General features: G+C 72.1%; 11 protein-coding genes, 1 tRNA gene and 1 pseudogene. 7 read left to right on the plus strand and 6 right to left on the minus strand.

Translation table 11 applies throughout. The annotated features are described in order from the left end of the window. Window positions 1–142 precede the first annotated feature (142 nt). The gene (locus ABT112_RS04695) at window positions 143–826 is read right to left on the minus strand and encodes an endonuclease V (protein WP_351505535.1); all 684 of its coding nucleotides are present in this window, start codon (window positions 824–826) and stop codon (window positions 143–145) included. A 169-nt stretch (window positions 827–995) separates the two neighbouring features. Here ABT112_RS04695 and ABT112_RS04700 point away from each other — a divergent pair, with 169 nt between their 5' ends. Beyond that, window positions 996–1703: a thioredoxin domain-containing protein gene (locus tag ABT112_RS04700; protein WP_351505537.1), complete on the plus strand. Its 708-nt coding sequence runs from the start codon at window positions 996–998 to the stop codon at window positions 1701–1703. A gap of 108 nt (window positions 1704–1811) precedes the next feature. Continuing rightward, window positions 1812–2225 carry a spore wall synthesis regulator SsgD gene (gene ssgD / locus ABT112_RS04705; protein WP_351505539.1) on the plus strand — a complete coding sequence of 138 codons (414 nt, stop codon included), beginning with the start codon at window positions 1812–1814 and terminating at the stop codon, window positions 2223–2225. 47 nt (window positions 2226–2272) lie between these two features. Here the strand turns inward: ssgD and ABT112_RS04710 are convergent, their stop codons facing one another. After that, window positions 2273–3628 (minus strand): DUF5005 domain-containing protein, encoded by a 1356-nt coding sequence (locus ABT112_RS04710; protein ID WP_351505541.1) that lies wholly within the window; start codon window positions 3626–3628, stop codon window positions 2273–2275. A gap of 198 nt (window positions 3629–3826) precedes the next feature. Here ABT112_RS04710 and ddaH point away from each other — a divergent pair, with 198 nt between their 5' ends. Both ddaH and ABT112_RS04720 read left to right on the plus strand, forming a co-directional pair. Next, entirely contained in the window at window positions 3827–4603 is a 777-nt protein-coding gene (gene ddaH / locus ABT112_RS04715; RefSeq protein ID WP_351505543.1) for a dimethylargininase, read from the plus strand. Between the two features lie 122 nt (window positions 4604–4725). Continuing rightward, the gene (locus ABT112_RS04720; protein ID WP_351505545.1) at window positions 4726–5694 is read left to right on the plus strand and encodes an acyl-ACP desaturase; all 969 of its coding nucleotides are present in this window, start codon (window positions 4726–4728) and stop codon (window positions 5692–5694) included. 172 nt (window positions 5695–5866) lie between these two features. Here ABT112_RS04720 and ABT112_RS04725 read toward each other — a convergent pair. Beyond that, window positions 5867–5940 (minus strand) — tRNA-Met (locus ABT112_RS04725). A 53-nt stretch (window positions 5941–5993) separates the two neighbouring features. Then, entirely contained in the window at window positions 5994–6242 is a 249-nt protein-coding gene (locus ABT112_RS04730) for a WhiB family transcriptional regulator (RefSeq protein WP_351505547.1), read from the minus strand. 165 nt (window positions 6243–6407) lie between these two features. Here ABT112_RS04730 and ABT112_RS04735 point away from each other — a divergent pair, with 165 nt between their 5' ends. The 3 genes from ABT112_RS04735 (at window position 6408) to ABT112_RS04745 (ending at window position 11201) form a co-directional block, all read left to right on the plus strand. Then, a complete protein-coding gene (locus ABT112_RS04735; protein WP_351505549.1) occupies window positions 6408–7877 on the plus strand; it encodes an aldehyde dehydrogenase family protein in 1470 nt (489 codons plus the stop codon). Beyond that, complete coding sequence (locus tag ABT112_RS04740) at window positions 7874–9442, plus strand: APC family permease (protein ID WP_351505551.1); 1569 nt, start codon at window positions 7874–7876, stop codon at window positions 9440–9442. The genes ABT112_RS04735 and ABT112_RS04740 overlap by 4 nt, the downstream gene beginning before the upstream one ends. A 196-nt stretch (window positions 9443–9638) precedes the next feature. Then, complete coding sequence (locus ABT112_RS04745; protein WP_351505553.1) at window positions 9639–11201, plus strand: GMC family oxidoreductase; 1563 nt, start codon at window positions 9639–9641, stop codon at window positions 11199–11201. Between the two features lie 194 nt (window positions 11202–11395). Here the strand turns inward: ABT112_RS04745 and ABT112_RS04750 are convergent. Together ABT112_RS04750 and ABT112_RS04755 are read right to left on the minus strand one after the other, a co-directional pair. After that, window positions 11396–11644 (minus strand): annotated as a pseudogene (locus tag ABT112_RS04750) (multicopper oxidase domain-containing protein); the annotation flags it as partial. 32 nt (window positions 11645–11676) lie between these two features. Beyond that, entirely contained in the window at window positions 11677–13401 is a 1725-nt protein-coding gene (locus ABT112_RS04755) for a ricin-type beta-trefoil lectin domain protein (RefSeq protein WP_351505555.1), read from the minus strand. Between the last annotated feature and the right edge of the window lie 129 nt (window positions 13402–13530).

The following is a 13530-nucleotide window of genomic DNA, read 5'->3' on the forward strand; positions in this document are numbered from 1 at the left end:
GCGGGCCACCGCCGGGCCACGCCCCTCGTCCGGACTCCGGTGACGGAGAACCGACCCCGGACTACCGGCTCACCGGCCCCTTCGGAGACCGCCCACGCGGTGTCCGCCGTCAGCCCGTGTCCGCGTCACCCGGTGGCCGCCGTCAGCCCGAAGCCGCCGCCAGCGAGCGGCGGCACAGCCCATCCGCCTGCCGGGTGGTCTCCGGGAGGCGGTGCCGGGACAGCCGCAGCGTGTGGGCGCAGGCGTGGTCGAGGCTGACGGCATGTCCGACGGAGACGAAGACCGGCTTCACCCCGTCCTGGGTGCGCAGCGCCCGCCCGACCGTCTCGCCGCCGTCCACCAGCGGCGACCAGGCGCCGCGCGGGGTGTCCGGCTGCTCGTAGGTGAAGGAGAACGGCGTCTTGGCGACCCCGAAGGACGGGATGCCGGTGAGGACGCCGAGATGGCTGGCGAGCCCGAGACGGCGCGGGTGCGCGATGCCGTAGCCGTCGCAGACGACGAGGTCGGGGAGGCTGCTCAGCTTCTCCAACGCCGCCAGGACGGACGGCAGCTCACGGAAGGCCAGCAGGCCGGGGACGTAGGGGAACCCGGTCGTGCCGGTCGCGGTGGCCCGGTCCACCACCGCGAGGGTCTCCAGGTCCAGGACCACCGCGGCGGCGGCCACCCGGCCGGAGTTCTCGTCGTACGCCACGTCCACCCCGGCGACCCGGCCCGCGGCGCCCGGCACCGGGCCGGGGCTGTCCAGGTCGACGAGCCCGCGCAGCCGTCGCTGCTCGGCGACCGCCTCGTCCTCGGTGCGCGGCCATTCCCCCACAGTCCATCCCATGTGCCTGTCCTATCAGGCCGAACGGGTGGGCACCACGCGCAGGGTAGGGCCCGGGCGGCTTCCTTGCGGCATGCGTTCGAAGGGGGTATCCGGTACCGCTCGGCCCGGGGCGGCACCCCGGTCGGCGGTAACCTTTTTTCCTGATCTGTCGAAGGAAAGCGGGCCGTCCGTGAGAGCCAAGAAGTGGCCCCTGATCGTCGCCGCGCTGGTGCCGGCGCTGACCGCCGGATGCGGTGGCGCCGGTGACGACGCCCGGGCCGGGGCGATGGACGCTCCGGTGGTGAGCGCACCGGTCTCCGCTCCCGCCCACACCAACCGGGAGGGGACGGCGGTGGTGTACGGCAAGGCCGACGCCGCGCATGTCCTCGCGGTCTACCTCGACCTGCGCTGCCCGCACTGCGGCAAGGCGGAGACCGCGCTCGGCCCCACCATGCGGAAGCTCGCGGACCAGGGCATGTTCAAGATCGAGTACCACTTCGCGACGTTCCTGGACGGCTCGCTCGGCGGCAGCGGATCCGCTCGCGCGCTGAACGCACTGGGGGCCGCGGCCGACCGGGGCCAGCGGACGTTCGGGGACTATCTGCACGTCCTCTCCGCCCACCAACCGGCACGGAACGACGACGCCTTCGGCTCCCCCCGCACCCTGCTGGAGCTCGCGGACCGGGTCGAGGGCCTGCGGGCCCCCGGCTTCGACCGCGCGGTGGAGCGGGAGCACTGGATGCCCTGGGTGAAGAAGGTGTCCAAGGCCTTCTACACCAGCGGGGTCTCCAGCACCCCCACGGTGCAGCTCGACGGCGCCCCTCTCACGGTGCTGACGGGCCGTGGAGAAACCGTCGGACCTGCCCGTTTCGCCCGTGAGGTCCGCAACAGCCTCTGAATTTCCCGTGACCGAGGTCACGCCCCCCTCGAATGCACGGAACGGCTTCGTCCGGCGTCTCACCCGGTGCCGCGACACGGACCCGACACGAGCGCGAGGAGCCAGGCGTTGTCCCCTGTCATTGACCAAGCCGTCCAGGCCGGTCTGATCACCGCCGAAGCACAGGTGCTCGACATCCCGGCGGTGCTGCGCTACCGGCGCGACGACCCCCTGGCCGTCCGGATCTGCTTCCCGCCGCGGGCCTCGCTGGCCGGTTCCGACGTGGCGTGGGTCTTCGCCCGCGACCTGCTGGCCGCCGGGCTGAAGGAGCCGGCCGGCGACGGGGACGTCCATGTGCGGCCGTTCGGCGCCGACACCACGGTCCTGGAGTTCCACGCGACCGTCGGCACGGCCATGGTCCGGATGGACGCCGCCGACCTGCGCCGCTTCCTCCAGCGCTCCTATCTCGTGGTGCCCGCGGGCCAGGAGTCGGCGCAGTTCGACCTCGACGGCGAGCTGACCGCGCTGCTGCGCGAGGCATGACGGACCCCGGGGGCACGGCAACAGGCCACGGCACGGCTCCGGCGCGCTCACCGCGGCACCCGCACCGGAGCCGGCGGGCCCCCGGCGGTCCCGCCGAACCGCAGGCGGACGAAGCGCGGCCGGTAGAGGGAGACATTGCGGTTGACGTGGGCCAGGGCGGCGGAGTCCGGTCCGAGCCAGTTGACGTCGTAGCTCAGCAGCAGCCTGCCGCCGGACCCCACCCCGGGATGCGCCTGCGGGTTGTAGGCCGCGGTCTTCGGGTCCGGCGCCGAGTCGGGCGGCAGCGGCGCACGGAAGCCCCGGTCCGGGCCGTGCCACGGCCCCTGCGGTGAGCACGCCCAGTAGGTGGCGACGGTGGACAGCCCGGCCGCCCGCGGACCGCCCGCGTCCATGGTGAGCAGCACCCAGGTACGGCCCCGGCGCACGACGGTGAAGGCGCTGCCCACTCCGTGGCGTGCGCCGTCACCGAGCACCGGGTGCGCCCGCGCCGGTTCCCGCCGCCAGCCCGAGCCGTCCCAGTAGCGCCATGCGGACCGGTCGGCGAGGGAGCCCGCCGGCACCCGCGCCAGATAGGCGTACGAGGACGGCCGGGCCGGGGTGGCGCCGGAGCCCTCGTCGCCGCCGTAGACATAGGTCGTGCCGCCGCGGCGGACGGCCGTGGTGCCGTAGAGGACCCGGCGGCCGGGATCCGGCCCGCCGGGCCCGGAGATGCGCTCGATGCCCTCCAGCCGCAGGCCGGGGAGGGAGAGGGTGGCGACCTCGGTGGCCTCGGGCACCCCGTAGAGCCAGGGCGGCGGCCCCTCGGTCCGGGTCCACAGCAGGACCCGGACGACCCGCTCCGCCGCGCCGGGCGTCCGCGGCTCGACGAGCGCCTGGACCGGCCAGCGCCAGTGCCGCGGACGGGCCGACACATCCGGGAACAGCGGGGCGGGGGCGGCGGCCGTACCGCCGGTGAGGGTGCGTTCCGGCCGGCCGGACGGCGTCGTCACCACGGCGGAGTTCCGCACCCAGCCGGGCCCGCCGGCCGGCGCCTCGCGCCAGGCGTGCGGCTGGCCCGCCGGGTTGGGCGGGCCGTGGACCCGGCCGAGGAAGGAGTCCGAGAACAGCCACAGGATCCGGCCGTCCGGGAGGCGCACCGAGTGGGTGCCGTCGCCCCCGGTCCAGTCGTCGAGGCGGCCGGGGTCGTCGCCGTAGCGGGCGAACGCCCCGGTGGTGCGGTCGTCGGCGGACCAGGAGGCGATCCGCAGGCCGGGGCACCGCGACGGCGCGCCGTCGCCCGTACTGCCCCCGGCGAGCACGGCCAGGGCCCCGGCGGTGAGCAGCAGAGCGACGAGGATCACGGTGCCGGTCCGGCCGCGGGCCGGTCCGGCCCGCGGGGCCGCACGCCCGAACCAAGGGCCCACACCGACCACCTCCATGACGAGACGTCAGTCCGCCGCAGGTTACCGACGGGTCACCCGGCGGGTCGACAGGGCGAGGCCCGGTATCCGCGCAAACGCCGGGAATGATGCCCGCTGGGCGGATGAGGACGGTGGAGCAGGCGCCGGGTGACGTTCAGGATGGGGCCACCAGCAGTCGTCCGCCGACCCCAGGGAGCCCCTGTGCCCAGCAAGAAGGCGCTGATCCGCCGCCCCAGCCCCCGCCTCGCGGAAGGCCTGGTCACCCATATCGAGCGGTCGCCCGTCGATCCGGCCCTCGCACTGCAGCAGTGGGACGGCTATGTGCAGGCACTGCTGGCGCACGGCTGGGAGCCGTTCGAGGTGGAGCCCGCCCACGACTGCCCGGACAGCGTCTTCATCGAGGACACGGTGGTGATCCACCGGAACGTCGCCCTGATCGCCCGCCCGGGCGCCGACTCCCGGAAGCCGGAGACGGCGGCGGTGGAGGAGGCCGTGGCCCGGCTCGGCTGCTCGATCAACTGGGTGTGGGCACCGGGGACGCTGGACGGCGGCGACATCCTCAAGGTCGGCGAGACCATCTACGTGGGCCGGGGCGGCCGGACCAACGCGGCGGGGGTGCAGCAGCTGCGGGCCGCCTTCGAGCCGCTCGGGGCACGGGTGGTCGCGGTGCCGGTGAGCAAGGTCCTCCATCTGAAGTCCGCGGTGACGGCGCTGCCGGACGGCACGGTCATCGGCTACCCCCCGCTCGTCGACGACCCCGCGGTGTTCCCGCACTTCCTCCCGGTCCCCGAGGAGTCCGGGGCCCATGTGGTGCTGCTCGGCGGCGGAAAGCTGCTGATGGCGGCGAGCGCGCCGAAGAGCGCGGAGCTGTTCGCGAGCCTCGGCTACGAACCGGTGCCGGTCGACATCTCGGAGTTCGAGAAGCTGGAGGGCTGCGTGACCTGCCTCTCCGTGCGACTGCGGGATCTGTACGCATAGCGGGACGAAGCCGGGCGCCGCTCCATCGGCATTGGCCTTCGCCTTACCGGGGCCTTAACCTACGGACTCGTAACCTACGGCTACGTAGGTGTAGTACCTGTCCCCGTACGCCAGGAGCCGCTTTGTCCATCAGCCCTGCCCCCCTCAACGGCTCCAGGGAATGGAGTGACGCCCGGCTGCTCTACGCGCTGGAGGAGGTCGTCGAGACCGAGCTCAACCGGCATCTGAAGGTCGCCAAGGACTGGATGCCCCACGAGTACGTGCCCTGGAGCGACGGCCGGAACTTCGGCGGCGTCATGGAGGGCGAGCCCTGGTCGCCGGAGCAGTCCAAGGTCACCGACATCGGCCGGACCGCCCTGGTGGTGAACCTGCTCACCGAGGACAACCTCCCCAGCTACCACCACGAGATAGCGACGCTCTTCGGCCGGGACGGCGCCTGGGGCACCTGGGTCCACCGCTGGACCGCCGAGGAAGGCCGGCACGGCATCGTCATGCGGGACTACCTGCTGACCTCCCGCGCCGTGGACCCGGACGAGCTGGAGCGGTTCCGGATGTCGCACATGTCGGAGGGCTTCGAGTCCGACAACCGGCACAGCATGCTGCACTCGGTCGCCTACGTCGCCTTCCAGGAGCTCGCGACCCGCATCTCGCACCGCAACACGGGCCACCACTCGGGCGACCCGGTGTGCGACCGGATGCTGGCGCGGATCGCCACCGACGAGAACCTGCACATGGTCTTCTACCGCAACCTCCTGGGGAAGGCGTTCGAGCTCGCCCCCGACCTGACGATGTGTGCCGTCCGGGACGTCGTCGTCAACTTCCGGATGCCCGGTCACGGCATGCCCGGCTTCGAGCGCGCGGCGGCCCGGATGGCGATCGGCGGGATCTACAACCTGCGGATCCACCACGACGACGTCCTGCAGCCGGTGCTCCGCTTCCTGAAGGTGCTGGAGATCTCCGGCCTCGGGCCCGAGGGCCTGAAGGCCCAGGAGGAGCTCGGCCTGTTCATGGGCGGACTCGACGACCAGGCGACCAAGTTCGACGAGCGCCGGCAGGCCCTGCTGGCCCGGCGGGCCGCCCACGCCTCCTGACGCCCGGCGCGCCCCGCACCGCGATACGGCTCGGCCCCACTCCCCCACCGGAGCGGGGCCGAGTCGTATCCGGCGGGGTTCGTCCGGCGGGGTGCATCGCCCGCCATCGCGCGGCGGGGCGGCCACACACAGCAGCAGGCCCGGTGCTAAAGCACCGGGCCTGCTGTCGTAGTAGCGGGGACAGGATTTGAACCTGCGACCTCTGGGTTATGAGCCCAGCGAGCTACCGAGCTGCTCCACCCCGCGTCGGTGAACCCGACTCTACGCGCTCATGGCCGTGGCACCAAATCGTTTCGGCGTCAGCCGGCGCGGAGCCTGCGCCGCTCGTTCTCGGAGAGGCCGCCCCAGACGCCGAAGCGCTCGTCGTTCGCGAGCGCGTACTCCAGACACGGGACCCGCTCCTCGCACGACAGGCAGACCCGCTTGGCCTCCCGCGTGGAGCCGCCCGCCTCGGGAAAGAAGAACTCGGGCCCGGTCTGGGCGCAGAGGGCCCGCTCCCGCCACTCGGGCTCCGTGCGGCCGTCCGGGCCGCTGATCTCGATCAACATGACGCCCACTCTGCTGAGCCCCGATCAACGGACACTCAACATCCGATCAACAGCTTCGCGCATATGTGACATCCACCACATACAATCCCCTGCGTACGCGTCGTCACGGCAGCCGGTCGAGCCCCGTCGGCCGGGGAACCGGGGCAGAGCCGGAGGAATCCCGATATGCCGGATCTCTTCATCGATGGCCGGTGGACGGCCGCCGTCGACGGGCAGGTACGCGAAATCCGCTGCCCGGCCGACGGCACGCCGGTCGCCACTGTGGACGAGGCGGGTCCCAAGGACGCCGCCGCCGCGGTGGCCGCGGCGCGGGACGCCTTCGACCGCGGTCCCTGGCCCCGCACCCCGGCCGCCGAGCGCGGCCGGCTGCTGCTCCGCGTGGCGGACTTCCTGGAGCGGGACAAGGGCGACTTCGCGCGGGCCGAGTCCCTCGACACCGGGAAGCGGCTGGTGGAGAGCGAGATCGACATGGACGACATCGCGAACTGCTTCCGCTACTTCGGCAACCTGGTCTGCGCGGGCGGCACCGAGCGGGTCATCGACACCGGCGACCCGGCGGTGGACAGCCGGGTGGTGCACGAGCCGGTGGGCGTCTGTTCGCTGATCACCCCGTGGAACTACCCGCTGCTGCAGACCGCCTGGAAGGTGGCGCCCGCCCTCGGCGCGGGCAACACCTTCGTCCTCAAGCCGAGCGAGCTCACCCCGCACACCGCGATCCTGCTGATGCGGCTGCTGGAGGAGGCCGGGCTGCCGCCGGGCGCCGGCAATCTGCTGCTGGGGTCCGGGGCCACCGTCGGCGCGCCGATCACCACCGACGAACGGGTGGACCTGGTGTCGTTCACCGGCGGGCTCGTCACCGGGCGCCGGATCATGGCGGCCGCCGCCCCCACCGTGAAGAAGATCGCGCTGGAGCTGGGCGGCAAGAACCCCAACATCGTCTTCGCCGACGCGGACTTCGACACCGCCGTCGACTACGCCCTGATGGCGGTCTTCCTGCACTCCGGGCAGGTCTGCTCGGCCGGTGCGCGGCTACTCGTCCAGCAGGAGCTGCACGACGCGTTCGTGGACGAAGTCGTGGCGCGGGCCCGGGAGATCCCGCTCGGCGGCCCGTTCGACGAGAACGCCCGGACCGGCCCGCTGATCTCCGAGGAACACCGCGCGAAGATCGAGTCCTATGTCGCGGCGGGCCTGGCCGAGGGAGCGGTGCTCCGCTGCGGCGGACGGCGCCCGGACGACCCCGCTCTGCAGAATGGTTTCTACTATCTGCCGACCGTGCTCGACGACTGCACACCGGGCATGTCGGTGGTACGGGACGAGTCGTTCGGCCCGGTGATGACCGTGGAGCGGTTCCGCGACGAGGACGAGGCCGTGGCGCTGGCCAATGACACCGTCTACGGCCTGGCGGGCGGGCTGTGGACCCAGGACGGCGAGCTGGCCCAGCGGGTCTCCTCCCGGCTGCGTGCCGGGACGGTCTGGATCAATGACTTCCACCCGTATGTACCGCAGGCGGAATGGGGCGGCATGAAGCAGTCCGGCGTCGGCCGCGAACTCGGACCGGCCGGGCTGGCCGAGTACCAGGAACCCAAACACATCTGGCGGAACACCGCGCCGCGGCCGCAGAGGTGGTTCGCGTGACCGCCGCTGAGCCGGCCGGCTCCGGCGGCCCGCACGGCGACGACCACGACGACGACTCCTCGATCGCGGAATTCGGCTATCGCCCCGAACTCAAACGCACCCTCGGCAATTTCCACACGTTCGCCGCCGGGGTCAGCTACATCTCGATCCTGACCGGCACGTTCCAGCTGTTCTACTTCGGTGTGAGCCACGGCGGGCCCGCCTACTGGTGGTCCTGGCCCATGGTCTTCGTCGGCCAGCTCATGGTGGCGCTCTGCTTCTGCGAGCTGGCCGCCCGGTATCCGGTCGCCGGATCGGTCTACAACTGGTCCAAGACGATGGGCGGGCCGCACATCGGCTGGCTCGGCGGCTGGATGATGATGACCGCGACGATGGTGTCGCTGTCCGCCGTGGCGCTCGCCTACCAGGTCACGCTGCCGCAGATCGACGACTTCTTCCAGTTCGTCGGCGACGGCACCGGGGAGAACGACGCGGCCACCAACGCCGTACTCCTCGGCTCCATCCTCATCCTCTTCACCACCCTGGTGAACGCCTACGGGGTGAAGCTGATGGCCCGGATCAACTCGGCCGGTGTCTTCATCGAGCTGGTCGCCGCCATCGTGCTCATCCTCCTGCTGGCCGCGCACATCACCCGCGGCCCGGCGGAGACGCTCACCGACACCTACGGGCTGGGCGAGGGCCAGACCCTGGGCTACTTCGGCGCGTTCCTGACCGCGTCGCTGGCGTCGGCGTATGTGATGTACGGCTTCGACACGGCCTCCTCGCTCGGCGAGGAGTCCCTCGACCCGGGCCGGAACGCCCCCCGCGCCATCCTGCGGGCGCTCATCGCCTCGTTCCTCATCGGCGGCCTCATCCTGCTCTTCGCCCTGATGTCGGTGCCCAACCTGCAGGCCAAGGAGCTGTCCGTGGACGGCCTGCAGTACGTGGTCCTCGCCACGCTCGGCTCGACCATCGGAGAGATCGTGCTCTGGTGCGTGGTCATCGCGATCACCGTCTGCGAACTGGCCGTCCAGGCCGCCGGGATCCGGCTGATGTTCGCCATGGCCCGGGACAACAACCTCCCCGCCGGGTCGATGCTCGCCCGGGTCAGCCCGCGCTTCCAGACCCCGGTCGTGCCGGCGGTGGTCATGGGGCTCGTCGCGGTCGCCATCCTGGTGATCAACATCAATCAGCCGCAGATCTTCTCGGTGATCACGAGTATCGCGGTCATCATGATCTATCTGGCCTACCTCCTGGTCACCACCCCTCTGCTGGTCAAGCGGCTGCGCGGCAAGTGGAAGCCGGCGGAGGGGCGCTTCTCCCTCGGCCGGTGGGGACTGCCGGTCAACATCCTCGCGGTGCTGTGGGGCGGCGCGATGGCCCTCAACCTCGCCTGGCCCCGCGCCGAGGTCTACAACGCCACCGGTCCGCAGCACTGGTACCTGCGCTGGGGAGCCTTCGTCTTCATCGGCATCGTGGCCGGCGGCGGCTTCCTCTACTACTGGTTCGTCCAGCGGCACCGCACCGGGATCCTGGTCGAGCACCAGGCCAGGGTCCCGGGTGAAGAGCAGACGCCCGGCTCCTGACCCGGCGTCGTCCCGCCGAGCCGGACCGGAGCACCCGAACGCCCGAACGCCCGAACGCCCGAACGCCTCGAGCATCCTGCACGTCTCGGGCATCTCCGACGTCCCGAGCCTCTCGATCGCCTCGCGCCCCGTGAGCACGAGCACCTGAGCCAACGCATCCTGAGCCAACGCACCGAGCACCGAGCTGGAGAGCGCCATGCCCGAAGAAGCCCCCGTGGACACGTTCGACTACGTCGTCGTCGGCGGCGGGACCGCCGGATCCGTCGTGGCGGCCCGCCTGACGGAGGATCCGGAGGTCAGCGTATGCCTGCTGGAGGCCGGTCCGTCGGACGTCGGCGACGACAACATCCTCCAGCTGACGAAGTGGATGGCGCTGCTGGAGTCGGGCTACGACTGGGACTACCCGATCGAGCCGCAGGTCAACGGCAACAGCTTCATGCGGCACGCCCGCGCCCGCGTCCTGGGCGGCTGTTCCTCGCACAACTCGGCCATCGCCTTCTGGGCCCCGGCCGAGGACCTCGACGAGTGGGCCGCCATGGGCTGCACCGGCTGGAGCGCCGCCGAGTGCTTCCCGTTCTACCAGCTGCTGGAGAACAACGACGAGCCCGGCGACCACCACGGCCGCTCCGGGCCGGTGCGCATCCGCAACGTTCCGCCGAACGACCCCTGCGGGCGCGCGCTCCTGGAGGCCTGCGCCGCCGCAGGCATCCCCACCACCCCGTTCAACACCGGCACCACGGTGATCCGGGGAGCGCACTGGTTCCAGATCAACGCCCGCGAGGACGGCACCCGCTCCTCGGCCTCCGTCTCCTACCTCCACCCGATCCTCGGCAAGCGGCCGAACCTGGAGCTCCGTACGGAGGTGCGGGCCAAGCGGGTGGTCTTCGACGGCAACGGCCGCGCCACGGGCGTCGAGTACCTGGATCCGGACCTGATCCACTCCCGTACCGTCAGCGCCCGCCGCGAGGTGGTCGTCTCGTGCGGCGCGATCGACTCCCCGAAGCTGCTGATGCTCTCCGGCATCGGACCGGCCGCCCACCTCCGCGAGACCGGGGTGGACGTCCGGGTCGACGCACCCGGCGTGGGCTCGCACCTGATCGACCACCCCGAGGGGCTGATCATGTGGGAGGCGAAGCAGCCGATGGTCACCTCCTCCACCCAGTGGTGGGAGATCGGGATCTTCACCGACACGCAGCCGGGCCTGGACCGGCCGGACCTGATGTTCCACTACGGCTCGGTGCCGTTCGACATGAACACCTACCGGCACGGCTACCCGACGACGGAGAACGCGTTCTGCCTCACGCCCAACGTCACCCGCGCCCGGTCCTCCGGCACGGTGCGGCTGCGCACCCGCGACTTCCGCGACAAGCCCCGGGTGGACCCGCAGTACTTCACCGATGAGCACGACGTCCGGGTGATGACCCACGGCCTCCGGCTCGCCCGCGAGATCGCCGCCCAGCCGCCGCTGGCGGACTGGGCGGGAACCGAGCTGGCCCCGGGCCCGGACGCCCAGTCGGACGAGGAACTGTTCGACTACATCCGCAAGACCCACAACACCGTCTACCACCCGGCGGGCACGGTGAAGATGGGCACCGAGGACGACCCCACAGCGCCGGTCGACCCCCAGCTCAAGGTCAAGGGCGTGACCGGACTCCGGGTCGCCGACGCGTCCATCATGCCGTTCCTGCCCGCCGTCAACCCCTGCATCACGACGATGATGATCGGCGAGAAATGCGCTGACATGATCAAGCGGGGGTGAGCTGACGTCGCCCGGGCCCGGCCCCCTTTCCGACCCCGGGGGCCGAAGCCGGGGGCCGAACCCGGGGGGCGGGCCCGGGGGCCGAAGCCTGGGGGTCGGTCCCGGGGGGCCGGGCCCGGCGCTCCGAGAGCACGCACCTGACGCCGCGGAGACAGCCCTCCGGGCGGTCGACGGGAGTTCGGCGACTGGACCTGGTGATGGGCCTCGTGGCCCGGGACCGTGCCGTCGGGTTCGGCGACCAGGAACAGCCCGGCCATGCCCCGGTCGGAGTGGGTCTGCACGTGGCAGTGGTACATCCAGGCGCCCGCGCCCACGTCCTCTCCGACGACCACGTGGAAGCCGAAGGACTCCGCCGGACCCGTGATCCTGGTGTCGATGATGCGGCTCGGGTCGTCCGGTCCCTGGAGCAGGCCCGTGCGGTTGTCGGCCCAGCGGTGACCGTGCCCGGACGCCCCGCGCTGCGGGCGAACGGAACTCAGTGGGACGGTGCCGCACCCGCGCGCCAGCGCTGGTCGGCCAGCCCGGACAGCGGGCTCACGTCCAGCAGGCTGCCCGGTCCGTCCTCGTCCGGCACGAGGGCGTGGTCCGGGGCGATGTTCGGCCGGATGAGGCCCGCGCGGTCGGAGATCCAGAGCAGGTTCTCGCCGTCCTCCCCCTCGACGAACTCGCAGGTCCAGATGCCGATTCCGTCGTCGACGTCGCCGCGGGTGTCGAGGCAGAAGTCCGCGTCGGCGTAGCTGTGGAGCAGGCCGATGGAGTCCAGGCGCCACTGCTGGGTGGGGCTCCCCGAGCACTGGTCGGTGACCACGTCGTTGCCCTGTTCCAGCTCGTGGTCCTCGATGTCGAGGCACAGGCCGGACGCCGCGTTGACCACCTGGGAGAACGAGTTCTCCACGATGCCGGGCGAAGCGGCCGAGGCGGTGTGGGACGGAGACGGTTCCTTGGGCGGGGCCGTGGTGACGGAGACGCTGGGGGACGGCGTCCTCGCCGGTGACGACACCGTCGCGGTGACGGTGGCGGCGGGGGGCGGTTCCGGTGCCCGCCCCATGTCGGCGCCCGCCTCACCCGGCCGGGGGCCGTCCGAAGCGGCCAGCACGAAGGTGAGAAGAACGGCCGTCAGGACCGCGGCCGCCGTCGCCGCCAGCGGTACGGGGCGGGTGATCCACTGCCGTCCCGCCTCGACCCGGGACTGCCAGGGCGCGTCGGCGTGCGAGGTCTCCTGGGCGTTCGCGTCGTTCGTGTCGTTCGCGTGGTTCGCCTCGGGTGCCGGGGGCTGCGCCGGGAGCGTCACGGTGGACGGCGAACCGTCCGCCGGCGCCGGCGCCGGGGCGGCCGGCACCGGCACCCGGTCCGCGGCGAGGTAGGCCGCGCCGCCCCAGCCGAGCAGACCGTCGGCCAGGACCGCCCGGGGAGTCGCGCCCAGTGCGGTGAGCTCCACCAAGGTGAGGTGGCAGCCGGCGCACTCGGCCACATGCTGCTCCAGGTCCTCGCTCCGGCGGGGGTTCTCCGGCCGGGCGGCGGCCTCGACCAGCCGCCGGAAGCCCTGACACCGCCGGTCCTCGGTGCCCTGCAGATACGTCCGGAGATAGGCCGCACGCATCGCCACCAGGGCCCGTGCGGCGAGGTCCGGCACCCCGGTCGGCCGGACACCGAGGAACGTGGCCGCCTCGGCGTCCGGCTCCTCGTCCACCACCGCGTACCAGAGGACGTCCTGCTGGTGCTGGGGCAGTGTGTAGTACGCGCCGAGCATGACGGACTGCTGCTCGAGGGCGGTGTGCCGGGCCGACACCCAGTCGGGCCCGCTCTGCGTGGTGGCGTCGATCCAGTCGGCGAAGTCGCCGTCCAGCCGGTCCCGGAGGCCGCCCGCGGCCCGGGTCACCGCCGCCTGCTGAACGAGCGTCAGCAGGTAATGCCGCCACGCCCCGCGCGGACCGATGCCCCTGCGCACCTCGGGCCAGGCCAGCGCGAACGCCTGGGCGGCCAGCTGATTCCCGGCGGTCTGGTTTCTGCTGCACAGGCGGGCGTAGGTGAGGACGGCGGGGAGGTGGCGCCGACGGAGTTCCTGCATGGCGGGTTCGGCGGTCGGCGCGCCGGCCCGTACGTATTCGGTCAGTTCGGAGTCCGACAGGCCGGGGTGGTCGGACCCCTCGCCCACGGAGCTTCGGTCGTTGTTCCGGTCGATCGGGTGGAGCTCGGGCACCGCACGACCCCTCGTTCATGCCATTCGTTCGGTTTTTCCGCTGCGCCGCCGCAAGTGCACTCTCATGGGTGTAACTGCCGGGAACAGGAGTGCCCATAGTGATGCAGAACTCACTGCAGGAAAAGGGGT

It is taken from the genome of Streptomyces sp. NPDC002055 (assembly GCF_040296705.1).
Taxonomy (GTDB): domain Bacteria; phylum Actinomycetota; class Actinomycetes; order Streptomycetales; family Streptomycetaceae; genus Streptomyces.

Coding starts and splice junctions, on each gene's coding strand:
- ABT112_RS04695 (WP_351505535.1), bottom strand. CDS start 826: ATGGGATGGACTGTGGGGGAATGGCCGCGCACCGAGGACGAGGCGGTC.
- ABT112_RS04730 (WP_351505547.1), bottom strand. CDS start 6,242: ATGTTGATCGAGATCAGCGGCCCGGACGGCCGCACGGAGCCCGAGTGG.
- ABT112_RS04735 (WP_351505549.1), top strand. CDS start 6,408: ATGCCGGATCTCTTCATCGATGGCCGGTGGACGGCCGCCGTCGACGGG.
- ABT112_RS04745 (WP_351505553.1), top strand. CDS start 9,639: ATGCCCGAAGAAGCCCCCGTGGACACGTTCGACTACGTCGTCGTCGGC.